We start from the raw sequence: 11,430 nt of genomic DNA, 5'->3' as shown, positions 1-11,430 counted from the left end.
GAGATATCGATATGATGCATACCATAGCATCTCTCTCGCTGGTACTTTATAGGTTCAGATTGCAGATCTGTGAGAATGAATAAGGGAGTAATACTCTATCCCTGTTACTTTGACAGTGAGCTGATGCGGTCAGAAGGGCGCAGAGTCTCCCGTACCATGGGTGTCACTCATCCTGAGCCAGGAGACATCGAACGTATATTAAAAACAAACAACATCCCTTTCACCCGTGAATCAAAATCCCACCCGTCATATTGGTGGAAACACCAGGGACGATTCGTTGTTGAGTATCCGGGAACAAAACATGAACTCATCTCTCTGATCAGTTCCGGATTGAAAGGCACAGGTAATAAGAGTTAATATGTACGATTTTCACACCCATACGCTCCTCTCTGATGGAGACCTTCTTCCGTCCGAACTTCTCAGGCGTATGCAGGTGCTTGGATACACGGTGGTTGGTATTACTGATCATGCTGATGCCGGCAACATCGACGAGATCCTTTCAGCACTTCACAAAGTTGAGAAATCAGCCACATCTATAGGTATCAGACTGCTCACCGGTGTTGAGCTGACACATGTGCCGCCCGTGCACATACCCAAGCTTGCCAGGTATGCGAAAGAGAAAGGAGCGGACATTGTGGTTGTCCATGGTGAAACACCGGTAGAACCGGTAATGCCTGGAACAAACCATGCTGCAGTGACCTGCCCCTTCGTAGATATTCTTGCCCATCCGGGTCTTATTACCAGAGAGGATGCATCCCTTGCCGGAAAACATAACATAGCCCTTGAAATAACCGCACGAGGAGGGCACAACCGGACAAACGGACATGTTGTAAGGGTTGCAGAAAGCACCGGCTGTATCCTGGTAGTGGATTCTGATGCACATCACCCTGGTGATCTGATGTCCGAACGGGACCGTGAGATTGTCGCATCTGGTGCCGGAATCTCTGGTGAATTACTTAAAAACCTTCTTACCACAGAGGGAAATGAATTTTATCAAAGGTTTACGTAATACTTAATAGTTCCCATAACATATAAGTACTTCGTATTTGCACATATATAGGTTGCTTATCTTATCTCCGGTGGGGGAGATACAGACATTTCTGGGGGCGATGCTTTGGCACGGGCTATTGGAAGAGTTATCAGTAAATTTGGGCAGCACATCCTGATTGTTGAATGTGATGCCGCAAAACTTCCACGCCTGTACAGCAAAGTTCTTGATAAACGGTGGAAACCAGTGGGGAAACTTATCGATATTTTCGGTAATGTCACATCACCATACGCTGCGGTGTTGACTACTATCGAGGAGCCATCGCGCCTGATCGGCGAGAAGCTCTTTATTAAATAGAGGAAAGAATGTCAGAAGAGATTGAGAAACTCCGGACCCTTCAGAAGGAACGTGAAGCCTTAAAAAACAGGCTTACCGGGAAGGTAACTGAAAAACAAAAGAAGATTGAGAACCAGACCGAATCTCAATGTCCTGAGTGCGGCAGCAGGCAACTTGTACATGATTATGAACGGGCTGAGCTTGTCTGTCAGCAGTGCGGTTTGGTTATCGATGCAGAATTTATCGACCGTGGTCCTGAATGGCGGGCATTTGACCATGATCAACGCATGAAGAGATCCCGTGTTGGTGCACCGATGACTTTTACCATCCATGACAAGGGCCTCTCCACCATGATTGACTGGAGAAACCGGGACAGCTATGGACGGGCAATATCATCAAAAAACCGGGCACAGCTCTATCGTCTCAGAAAATGGCAGCGTCGAATCAGGGTAAGTAATGCAACCGAACGGAACCTTGCCTTTGCGCTGTCTGAACTTGACCGGATGGCTTCAGCACTCGGTCTTCCCCGTAATGTCAGGGAGACTGCAGCCGTTGTGTACCGTGATGCAGTTGATAAAAATCTTATTCGTGGCCGGAGTATTGAAGGAGTCGCTGCAGCTGCATTATATGCCGCATGCCGGCAGTGTAGTGTTCCCCGGACGCTTGATGAGATTGCTGAAGTATCACGGGTATCCAGAAAAGAGATCGGGAGGACATACCGGTTTATTTCACGTGAGCTGGGTCTGAAACTCCTCCCGACATCGCCAATTGATTATGTACCCCGGTTCTGTTCAGGGCTTCAGCTGAAAGGAGAGGTCCAGAGCAGGGCGGTTGAGATTCTCAGACAGGCAGGAGAACGTGAACTGACATCAGGACGGGGGCCAACCGGGGTTGCCGCTGCCGCCATTTATATATCCTCAATCCTTGGCGGTGAACGGAGAACTCAGCGCGAAGTAGCAGAAGTAGCCGGTGTGACAGAAGTGACTATTAGAAACCGGTATAAGGAACTGGCAGAAAAATTAGATATCGAGATCATTCTCTGATCTCCTTTTCGGGCTCGTAGATCAGTGGGAGATCGCTGTGTTCGCAACGCAGAGGCCGCGGGTTCAAATCCCGCCGGGTCCACTCTTCTTTTCAGATACCTGTCTGACAAGACAGGGAAGGTTAATAATACTCCGGAGGGTTCCAGGCAGAAGATGGTGCTGCATGCCCTCCATTCCCATGACCGAGAAGTACAGATAGACTACATCATCATCCGTGATGATCTCAGGATCCATTAGCCATACACCTGGCTCCATGGTTTCAAGGATCTGAATCGGTGGAACCCTGGAGAAATCCAGTCCGTCATCTGATAGTGAGAAAAATATCCGTTGTCCCTTTGATTTTGGAGTGGTATCCACATAAAAAATGCCTGTTCTTTTATCAGGAAGGAGTATCATCGTCGGATCTGTCCCATATCTGATACGAACTCCATCCTCCTTTTTCCAGGAGAGGCCCATATCATCTGATATTGCACTTTTTATACCCTCACCCGGGATACTATAATACATCCTGATAGTTCCGTTATCATAGATAATTCCTGTTGGAACTGAAGGAGAGCCTGAAGTACCCTCGCTCATCTCGCCATCAATAAATATCTCTTCCTCGCCGGAAAATGTTCTCCCATCCTGAGAAGGAACCGAATACAGAGCGTGCCGGGATCCAGCCGTCTGGCGGAAAACCATCCGGTATGATCCGTCAGGAAGGGCATATACCCATGGTTCTGTTCTGAATACAGTCCCCTTTGACGGCACCCCGAGGCATGGTTCATTCATTTGCTCCCAGGAGATGCCATCAGAGGAGTGCATACACATAATTCCCTCTTCCCACCCGCTATAATAGGCCATCAGTGTCCTATCAGGCATACGAAGGAGATCAAAGGCAGTTCCATCAAGATCAGACGGCTCAGGGGTTCCAACACATTCCCCTATCCGAACCATGGCTGGTATCTGCTTTTCTTCTGAATTTAAAAATGAAAACGATATAGATGTTAATTCTCCTGCTTTGACAGATATATTTTCTGTCTGTGAAAAGAATCCCTCAGGGGAGGCCTGAACCAGATGATACCCCTCCTGAACAGAATCAACATGTACTGGTGATAACCCGGTGTATACATCATCGATATACACAGGAACCTTTGGTATATCAGTAGTTATCTCAATAGAGCCATATTCTGCTGCTACAGGAACCATGATAAAAAAAAAGGAGGTGACCATCAGCAGCAGAATCTTCATATGATGAGATCTGTCAGACCAAGATATGTATTTTCGGTTGAACCAGTCCGTTTATCATTGAAAAAATCTCTGATTTGACTCTGTTGTTATTCTCAATACCAGACATCGCATACATGGTTCGTATCCCTCATCCAAAAACACAGAGAATTATTCGGATCGTCAGATACATATAAGTGGCCGCATAATCTCCTACTATCAGGTGACGTAGCATGGCAGATGGGATCTGGTGGATGAAAAACTCATTAAAAATTATTACCCTTATTTTTCTGACAGGATTTGTGCTTCAGGCCTCGGCATTGCCGGTAATTCCTTTCAATGTTGATGAAATAAAAACGGAGAATGGAACAGATGCATACCGACCTGGTGTCCTTCTGGTTCGTGCAGCAGGTACTCAGACCGAAAATTCTGCATCTGTTCTTTCATCAGCTCATGCTGGAATCGGTGCAAGAGTTTTAAAAGATTATTCAGCGGAAGGTGCTGCAGGACTTCAACTGGTTGTACTTCCTGAAGGGATGAGTGTGCAGGATGGAATAGGATACTACAAGGGAAAAGCGGGGATACAATATGCAGAGCCGGATTATTACCGGACCACATCAGTCATTCCAGATGATCCTGATCTCTGGCGACAGTGGGGACTGGTAAACACCGGGCAGATATTTAAAGAGGATGCAGCTCCTGGTACTCCCGGAGCGGATATTCAGGCTGCAACAGCCTGGAATACGACAAATCAATCTGATGTCATCATCGCCGTCATAGACAGCGGTGTTGATTACCTCCATGAAGATCTTGCAGGAAATATCTGGACAAATCCACAGACCGGAACACACGGATACGATGCTATTACTGGAACATTAGATCCGATGGACCTGGCTTCACACGGGACCCATTGTGCAGGGATTATCGGAGCAGTCGGAAATAATGGGAAAGGAGGTTCAGGAGTGAACTGGAATGCAACCATCCTTCCGGTCAGGTTCCTGAACAGCTTCGGAACCGGAACCGTGTCTGACGAGATAGAAGCGATATTATGGGCTGCGAGAAACGGGGCAAAGATTTTTTCATGTTCCTATGGTGGTTCTGACTACAGTCAGGCTGAATATGAGGTGATAGCCGGAACTGACGGACTTTTTGTGTGTGCTGCCGGGAATAGTGGCCAGGATAACGACGAAATCCCCCACTATCCGTCAAGTTATGACCTAGACAATATCATCTCAGTCGCTGCTACCGATCCAAATGACGAGAAAGCTTATTTTTCAAACTACGGGCTAAAATCAGTAGATATTGGGGCGCCAGGAGTTCTCATCTACTCAACAATGCATAATTACTACCACCCAACCCCCGTATGGCGTGATGAATTTGAGACATTTTCAAACTGGACTACACATGGAAACTGGACGATAAATACAGAATATTTCATATCCGAACCCTCAAGTGCCCAGGGCACCGTGAATAATTCAGTCGCCAACCAGACAGAACCTCCTGTCATTATCTCACTTAATCAGCCGTTGAGCATCGCAAATCTTACCAATCCTGTCATATCATACCAACTACAGCTGGTTGGGGTGCAGTATACCTTTTCAGTCGAGGCGTCCAGTGACAATCTGTCATGGAAGACGCTCGAATATGAAACCAAACCCTTTACCATACATCCCTGGATATATCGGGAGTGTAAAATACCGGCAGATTTAACGGATGATAATCTCTACATCCGGTTTATTGCTGATGGGACTTTCGTGACCTGTTTCCTTGATGATATCACCCTCTCTGATGGATATGGTAATTTATCAGAGACCAGGTATGCATACATGAACGGAACCTCAATGGCCACACCTTTTGTCAGTGGTATGGCCGGAATTCTCACTTCTTATGCCCCGGATGTACCATTCTCAAAAATAAAGGAGGCCATATTAAACTCAGCTGATCCTGTGCCAGGCCTTTCAAATAAAACTGTTTCAGGTGGACGTGCTAATCTGTCAGCAGCTCTTAAGTACCTGACGAAAAAACCTGAACCAGATCAGATTCCCCTCTCCGCAGGATGGAATCATATATCTGTTGCAAAGAGACTGATTGCGGGTAATGACACCGCATCCGATCTCTTTGGACAGATCACCAACACTTCAGGACATTCAGTACTCAAATACCATAATGCAAGCTGGATAACTGTCCCCGCCGATGAAAAAATATCGCCACTCTCGTCATATTGGGTATGGACTGGTGAAAACCAGCATATTACGCCAAAACTGGATCCCATTCAGAACGGAACCTATGTGAAAAATCTGACATGTGGATGGAATGGATTTGGTATTATCGGCACCGACCTTTTATCAGCAAAGACGCATCTCATTCCGATTGGTGATAGCTGGACCTATGTGATCGGATTTAATGCATCATCGCAGTACTATGAAGAGCCGATAATCAGAAATGGAACCGGAAATCAGAGTGACAGTCGTCTACTCATGCCCTGGCAGGGCTACTGGCTCTATACTACAGACAATGTAACCTACCAGGTTACTATCTGATTTTAAAAATTATAAAATCACAGATATTCTGTGCATCGCTTCTTTTAGCCGGTCCATCGACGCAGCATAGCTGATACGAATCCACCCTGGATGATTGAAGGCGGACCCGTGTGTTACTGCCACATGACCCTTCTCAAGCCAGCGGTTTGCAACCTCTGCATCATCCCCATCAACTTTGACATAGGCATAAAAGGCCCCATCAGCCGGTGCATAGGAGAGCCCCATCTCATCCATGCTTTTCAATACAAACGACCGCCTCTTCTCAAACTCTGATCGCATCTCTTCAATGCATTCCTGTGGTCCTTTCAGCGCTGCGACCCCGCCATACATGGCAAAAGTGGTCGGATGAGAGATAGTATGCTGCTGGACTTTATTCATATACCCGATGATCTCTTTGGACGCGACCGCATACCCAAGTCTCCACCCGGTCATGGCATATGCCTTTGAGAACCCATTTACCGTGATGGTCCGATCCTCCATACCTGGAAATGCTCCGATGGAAGTATGTGTCTTACCATAGATCAATTTCTCATATATCTCATCAGAAAGAACAATGAGGTCATGATCCTGACAGACATCACCAACCAGCTGCAGTGATTCCTGATTGAGTATTGCCCCGGATGGATTAGAGGGAGTATTGATGATGATCATCCGGGTTTTGTCAGAAATTTTCTCTAGCAGACTGTCATCAACCTGGAATGTCTCCGGATGTAAGGGATGATGAACCGGTACACCCCCGGCAATCTGCACACATGGCTCATAACTGACCCAGGATGGATCGAGGATGATCGCCTCGTCACCTGGGCTCAAAACCGCTTCACATGCCTCATAGATTGAATCCTTTGCCCCGCACCCGACAATCACCTGATCCGGAGTACAGGGGATCTTATTCTCCTGCTCTATTTTCTCTGCTATGGCACGGAGTAGTTCCGGAATGCCCTTTCCCGGGGCATAGTGGGTTTCACCCCGCCGCAGGGCATCAATACAGGCATCGGTGATATGGGCCGGGGTAGGAAAATCAGGCTCCCCGATAGAAAGACTGATGACATCTGTCCCGGCAGCCTGCATTTTGCGGGCTTTCTCGGTGATCTCGATCGTTGCTGAAGGGGCAATAGCAGCAAGTTTGGTCGAGAGGGTTCTCATGCTAACCGCTGCACCAGCTTGACTGCAGACTCAACCGCACGCTTTCCATACTCGATACGATCGGTGGCCTCCAGCCGGGTCATACCCGGGCCAGAGATCCCAAGGGTAACCGGTTTTTCAAACTCAAGAGAAAGATCGATGATTTTGCGGGCAGCATGCTGGACCACTATCTCATCATGCTGGGTTGCGCCTTCAATGACACAGCCAATGGTAACGACGGCATCAACCTTCTTCTCCTTAAGCATCTTTTTTATGGCAAGGGGCATGTCATAGGCGCCGGGAACATACAAACGCTCTGTCACCTCTGCTCCCAGAAATTTCGCATGCTCTTCTGCCTCAATCTCCATCATGTAGGTGATGTCACGGTTGAACTCCGCAACAACAAATCCCAGTTTAATACCTGTGTTTGGTTTTGCAACGGTCATAATTCAACCTCATTATAGTCGGGCTGAGCCGGCATCTGCAAATCCCTGCCTCTGCCCGGTTCCTGCTTCCCGCTCAAGGGTCCCTGGTCGCATGAGTTTGATCACATTCACTGCATGTTCTCTTGTCCGCTGTTCTGCAAGCCAGGCAAGTTCAGCATCATCAGATGCCTCATCCTCATGCACGAAAACTTCAATGATATGCCGGTTTGTCATAAGCTGACAGGCGATAAGCCCGGTGGATGCCTCATGGGCACACATCCGGTCTTTCTCCTTTCCCCCCGGCATCCCAAGGGCCATGCAGATATCGCAGTGATACTCTTCAAACAATTTTTTGCAGGCCACCGGCAGATCTTTCACACCCGGGACGGTATATCGCTCTATGGTAACCGAACCATGTTTTTTCAGTTCATCGATCGCGAACCTGCCCATATTCACCCGTGCAAAGGTCGTGTCCGCGATACCAATCCTCATCCTAAATCCTCTGCTGCAGCCATCACACCTGACTCGCGGATCTGATGGCCGGTCTTTTTAATAGCATATTCGGTTGCTGCAAGGGTTGCCAGAAGCTCAGGTGCAGAAACAGCACCCATATGACCGATACGGAAGATCTTATCCTTTAAGTGATCCTGACCGCCGGCGATCTGAATCCCCAGTTTCTTTACCATCCCCCGGAAATCCTTGTCATTAGATCCGGACGGAATACAGGCAGCAGTAACGGTATTCGAGTAATGGTGAAGAGGATCCGTCTTTGGAAACATCTCAAGACCCCATGCCTGGACCGCCTTCCGGACTGCTCCTGCCATCCGGTGATGCCGGGCGATACGTTTGTCAATACCCTCCTCTTCAATGATAAGACAGGCTTCCCGCAGTGCCAGAAAGAGCGGGACGGCAGGGGTGTACGGGGTCTCCATCGGATCTTTCGCTGCATTCTTTTTGTATGACACAAGGTCCAGATAATATGGCGGGTTCTTCACAACCCGGTCCCATGCCCGATCTGACACGGAAACGGCTGCAAGACCGGCAGGAGCAGCAAGACATTTCTGTGAGCCGACAATGGCAACATCAACCCCCCACTCATCAACCTTTACCAGGTCTCCACCAATTGATGTGACTCCGTCCATGAGAAAGAGCGCATCATATTTCCGGCATATCTTACCGACTTCACTGGCGGGATTTAAAATCCCGGCTGATGTTTCGTTGTGAACCATAGTGACAACCTCACAACCCCCCTCGAGAGCGGTCTTAAGGCCCTCAAGATCAAGCGGAGTGCCCCATTCTGATTCAATCGGACGGGCTTCGGATGCATACCTTTGTCCTATCGTGTACATCCGCTCTCCGAACTTTCCATTAATCAGGTGGGCTGTCTTTTTGCCCTTTCCAAAGTTTGCAACAGCAGCCTCCATTCCGGCAGTCCCGGAACCTGAAATGACAAGAGGGTTATTCTTTGTTCCAAAGAGTCCTTTGAGAACGCGAACGATATCTGCATATGCATTCCCGAATTCTGCCCCCCGGTGATTGATAGCCTGCCGGGCCATAACTGCACGAACCCGTTCCGGCAGCGGGACCGGACCCGGAAGCATCAGGAGCATTTCATCTTCCATAAAAACCGAGTATACTATTTTACTTTCTGACTGATTATATTCATTGAAGAACCATGCCTCTTGTAAGCATCATCTGTGGTTCATCATCTGATGAAGAGATCGCAAAAAAAGCCTGGGAAGTTCTGAAAGGCTATGATATCAGTTATGAGTACCAGGTATTATCCGCACACCGTGACCCGGAACAACTGGATGATTACATCTCGAAATCGGATGCACAGGTCTTTATCTGCATCGCAGGTCTGGCCGCCGCTCTTCCGGGTGTAGTGGCATCCAAAACGAAAAAACCTGTGATAGGGGTTCCGGTATCAGGGAAACTGATGGGCGGTCTGGATGCTCTGCTGTCAATTGTTCAGATGCCCAAAGGGGTGCCGGTCGCCTGTGTCGGTGTTGATAATGGAGAAAATGCTGCCCATCTTGCGGCACGGATACTTGAGAGCAGCACATCGTTATAACTATGAGCCGTAATAAACACGTGAATTCAGGGTAAAGCCCTGATAAACTCATCCATTCTTCTGATTGCTTCGGTCAGTTCCTGTCTTGAAACGGCATACGAACACCGGACATGCCCGGTACCGCTCTTCCCAAACACACTCCCTGGAACCACGGCCACACCAGCTTCGGTGATGAGCCGCTCGGCAAACTCGTAATCGGTAAGACCGGTACCTTTTACTGACGGAAACGCATAGAACGCCCCTTCAGGGGTATGGCACGGAAGACCGATACGGTTTAACCCGTCAACAAAGAGGTTCCGTCTGAGATGATACTCCCGTACCATCTCCCGCATCGCCTCTTCTCCGTTTTTGAGCGCTTCAAGTGCTGCATACTGACTCATGGTAGGAGCAGAGAGCATGACATATTGGTGAATTTTGAGTGTGGCCGCCGTAATATCAGGTGGAGCACAGATATATCCCAGTCTCCATCCCGTCATTGCAAACGCTTTTGAGAAACCTGAAAGGGTTATTGTCCGGTCCCAGAGACCTTCTATTGAAGCAGTTGCGGTATGATGACCTTCATAGGTCAGCTCAGCGTAGACCTCATCAGAGAGGATCAGAAGATCATGATCAATGGCAATGTCTGCGATCGCTTCAAGATCCTCGGACCTCATGACACCCCCCGTCGGATTATTTGGAAAATTCAGAATAAGGACCTTTGACTGGGGGGTGATGTGCTCCATGAGGATATCAGGTGTAAGACGAAAACGGCTTTTTTCAGTGCAGGGTACCGGAACCGGGATCCCCCCGGCCATAATAACACAGGGTGCATAGCTGACATAGGAGGGATCGATGATCAGCACTTCATCCCCCGGGTTGGTAACTGCACGGATGACAATGTCAAGCCCTTCGGAAACGCCGGTTGTGATGATCATCTCCGACTTAGGATTATACTCAAGCTGGTACCTGTCCCGGAGAAATCTGGCTAGTTCATTTCTGAGAGACTCCATCCCGGTGTTCGAGGTGTACGCGGTATGACCCTGTTCGATGGAGGTGATCGCTGCATCGCAGATGTGCCAGGGAGTGGAATAATCAGGCTCACCAACCCCAAGCGAGATGACATCCTCCATCTGTCCGGCAAGATCAAAAAAACGCCTGATACCTGACGGGGGAATGACCTTTGCCCGCTCAGAGATAAAATCCCGTTTCCTTTGCTCAGAACGAGAATGGCAGGCGTTGTCCGTCTTCACGCTCAACATAGAGTACCCCGTTTTCCTTGTATGTCTTCATGATAATATGTGTCGCCGTCTCCCGGATCCGTTCCATGGGAGCGATCTGTTCTGACACAAACCGTGCTATCTCCTGAATACTCTTTCCCTTCACCAGCAGCTGCAGGTCATGGGTCCCGGTCCGGAGACGCAGGTTCCGGACATTTGTAAAACGGGATATGCGTGCTGCAATCCGATCGTACCCATAGTCACGCTCAGGGGCGACTTTGAGTTCGATTATCGCGTATACCGCACCTTTATCCACCTGTTCCCAGTTGATCACCGCTGAGTACCGCCGGATAATACCATCCCTTTCCAGCTGATGTTTCCGTTTTTCTACCTCTTGCTCGCTGCACCCAAGCATGACTGCCAGTTCATGAAGAGGGGTCATGCAGTCTTCCTCAAGAAGAGAGAGCAAAGATCGGTCGATTTCATCCATGAATTCTGCC

General features: G+C 48.5%; 13 protein-coding genes and 1 tRNA gene. 7 read left to right on the top strand and 7 right to left on the bottom strand.

What is annotated here, in order from left to right; translation table 11 throughout:
- The first annotated feature begins 75 nt into the window (after positions 1-75).
- The 5 genes from PLA23_RS05425 to PLA23_RS05405 all read left to right on the top strand — a co-directional run bounded on the left by PLA23_RS05425 (position 76) and on the right by PLA23_RS05405 (position 2,449).
- Positions 76-357: a signal recognition particle subunit SRP19/SEC65 family protein gene (locus tag PLA23_RS05425; protein WP_324329431.1), complete on the top strand. Its 282-nt coding sequence runs from the start codon at positions 76-78 to the stop codon at positions 355-357.
- Between the two features lies 1 nt (position 358).
- Complete coding sequence (locus PLA23_RS05420) at positions 359-1,009, top strand: histidinol phosphate phosphatase domain-containing protein (protein WP_324329429.1); 651 nt, start codon at positions 359-361, stop codon at positions 1,007-1,009.
- 105 nt (positions 1,010-1,114) lie between these two features.
- Positions 1,115-1,345: an H/ACA ribonucleoprotein complex subunit GAR1 gene (locus tag PLA23_RS05415; protein ID WP_324329427.1), complete on the top strand. Its 231-nt coding sequence runs from the start codon at positions 1,115-1,117 to the stop codon at positions 1,343-1,345.
- Positions 1,346-1,353: 8 nt separating this feature from the next.
- A complete protein-coding gene (locus PLA23_RS05410; protein WP_011449439.1) occupies positions 1,354-2,367 on the top strand; it encodes a transcription initiation factor IIB in 1,014 nt (337 codons plus the stop codon).
- Between the two features lie 10 nt (positions 2,368-2,377).
- A tRNA-Ala gene (locus PLA23_RS05405) sits at positions 2,378-2,449 on the top strand.
- Here the strand turns inward: PLA23_RS05405 and PLA23_RS05400 are convergent.
- Complete coding sequence (locus tag PLA23_RS05400) at positions 2,431-3,597, bottom strand: PEGA domain-containing protein (protein ID WP_324474311.1); 1,167 nt, start codon at positions 3,595-3,597, stop codon at positions 2,431-2,433. The genes PLA23_RS05405 and PLA23_RS05400 overlap by 19 nt on opposite strands.
- 209 nt (positions 3,598-3,806) lie before the next feature.
- Here PLA23_RS05400 and PLA23_RS05395 point away from each other — a divergent pair, with 209 nt between their 5' ends.
- The gene (locus PLA23_RS05395) at positions 3,807-6,113 is read left to right on the top strand and encodes a S8 family serine peptidase (protein WP_324474309.1); all 2,307 of its coding nucleotides are present in this window, start codon (positions 3,807-3,809) and stop codon (positions 6,111-6,113) included.
- Between the two features lie 9 nt (positions 6,114-6,122).
- Here the strand turns inward: PLA23_RS05395 and PLA23_RS05390 are convergent, their stop codons facing one another.
- From PLA23_RS05390 to PLA23_RS05375, 4 genes are read right to left on the bottom strand one after another with little or no spacing between them, the layout of a single operon-like run.
- Positions 6,123-7,256: a pyridoxal phosphate-dependent aminotransferase gene (locus PLA23_RS05390; RefSeq protein ID WP_324329418.1), complete on the bottom strand. Its 1,134-nt coding sequence runs from the start codon at positions 7,254-7,256 to the stop codon at positions 6,123-6,125.
- Positions 7,253-7,681, bottom strand: coding sequence for a 6,7-dimethyl-8-ribityllumazine synthase (gene ribH, locus PLA23_RS05385; RefSeq protein WP_324329416.1), 429 nt, complete (start codon positions 7,679-7,681; stop codon positions 7,253-7,255). Before ribH ends, PLA23_RS05390 begins: the two co-directional genes overlap by 4 nt.
- Positions 7,682-7,693: 12 nt before the next feature.
- Positions 7,694-8,152 (bottom strand): riboflavin synthase, encoded by a 459-nt coding sequence (gene ribC / locus PLA23_RS05380; protein ID WP_324474307.1) that lies wholly within the window; start codon positions 8,150-8,152, stop codon positions 7,694-7,696.
- Positions 8,149-9,282 (bottom strand): pyridoxal-phosphate-dependent aminotransferase family protein, encoded by a 1,134-nt coding sequence (locus PLA23_RS05375; protein ID WP_324474306.1) that lies wholly within the window; start codon positions 9,280-9,282, stop codon positions 8,149-8,151. The genes ribC and PLA23_RS05375 overlap by 4 nt, the downstream gene beginning before the upstream one ends.
- Positions 9,283-9,335: 53 nt before the next feature.
- On the opposite strand from PLA23_RS05375, the gene purE reads away from it, so the two are divergent.
- Positions 9,336-9,734 carry a 5-(carboxyamino)imidazole ribonucleotide mutase gene (purE, locus tag PLA23_RS05370; RefSeq protein ID WP_324474304.1) on the top strand — a complete coding sequence of 133 codons (399 nt, stop codon included), beginning with the start codon at positions 9,336-9,338 and terminating at the stop codon, positions 9,732-9,734.
- A 26-nt stretch (positions 9,735-9,760) separates the two neighbouring features.
- Here purE and PLA23_RS05365 read toward each other — a convergent pair whose 3' ends face one another.
- Together PLA23_RS05365 and PLA23_RS05360 are read right to left on the bottom strand one after the other, a co-directional pair.
- On the bottom strand, positions 9,761-10,972 hold the full coding sequence (locus PLA23_RS05365; protein WP_324330505.1) for an aminotransferase class I/II-fold pyridoxal phosphate-dependent enzyme: 1,212 nt from the start codon (positions 10,970-10,972) through the stop codon (positions 9,761-9,763).
- A complete protein-coding gene (locus PLA23_RS05360; RefSeq protein ID WP_324474313.1) occupies positions 10,929-11,420 on the bottom strand; it encodes an Lrp/AsnC family transcriptional regulator in 492 nt (163 codons plus the stop codon). Before PLA23_RS05360 ends, PLA23_RS05365 begins: the two co-directional genes overlap by 44 nt.
- Between the last annotated feature and the right edge of the window lie 10 nt (positions 11,421-11,430).

The organism is Methanospirillum sp. (assembly GCF_035406105.1).
GTDB lineage: Archaea > Halobacteriota > Methanomicrobia > Methanomicrobiales > Methanospirillaceae > Methanospirillum.
This window is presented reverse-complemented; position numbering and strand designations above follow the sequence as displayed.

Bases quoted from the DNA above. Each gene is read 5' to 3' on its own strand.
- PLA23_RS05425 (WP_324329431.1), top strand. From the start codon at position 76: ATGAATAAGGGAGTAATACTCTATCCCTGTTACTTTGACAGTGAGCTG.
- PLA23_RS05420 (WP_324329429.1), top strand. From the start codon at position 359: ATGTACGATTTTCACACCCATACGCTCCTCTCTGATGGAGACCTTCTT.
- PLA23_RS05410 (WP_011449439.1), top strand. From the start codon at position 1,354: ATGTCAGAAGAGATTGAGAAACTCCGGACCCTTCAGAAGGAACGTGAA.
- PLA23_RS05400 (WP_324474311.1), bottom strand. From the start codon at position 3,597: ATGAAGATTCTGCTGCTGATGGTCACCTCCTTTTTTTTTATCATGGTT.
- PLA23_RS05395 (WP_324474309.1), top strand. From the start codon at position 3,807: ATGGCAGATGGGATCTGGTGGATGAAAAACTCATTAAAAATTATTACC.
- PLA23_RS05390 (WP_324329418.1), bottom strand. From the start codon at position 7,256: ATGAGAACCCTCTCGACCAAACTTGCTGCTATTGCCCCTTCAGCAACG.
- ribH (WP_324329416.1), bottom strand. From the start codon at position 7,681: ATGACCGTTGCAAAACCAAACACAGGTATTAAACTGGGATTTGTTGTT.
- ribC (WP_324474307.1), bottom strand. From the start codon at position 8,152: ATGAGGATTGGTATCGCGGACACGACCTTTGCACGGGTGAATATGGGC.
- PLA23_RS05375 (WP_324474306.1), bottom strand. From the start codon at position 9,282: ATGGAAGATGAAATGCTCCTGATGCTTCCGGGTCCGGTCCCGCTGCCG.
- purE (WP_324474304.1), top strand. From the start codon at position 9,336: ATGCCTCTTGTAAGCATCATCTGTGGTTCATCATCTGATGAAGAGATC.
- PLA23_RS05365 (WP_324330505.1), bottom strand. From the start codon at position 10,972: ATGTTGAGCGTGAAGACGGACAACGCCTGCCATTCTCGTTCTGAGCAA.
- PLA23_RS05360 (WP_324474313.1), bottom strand. From the start codon at position 11,420: ATGGATGAAATCGACCGATCTTTGCTCTCTCTTCTTGAGGAAGACTGC.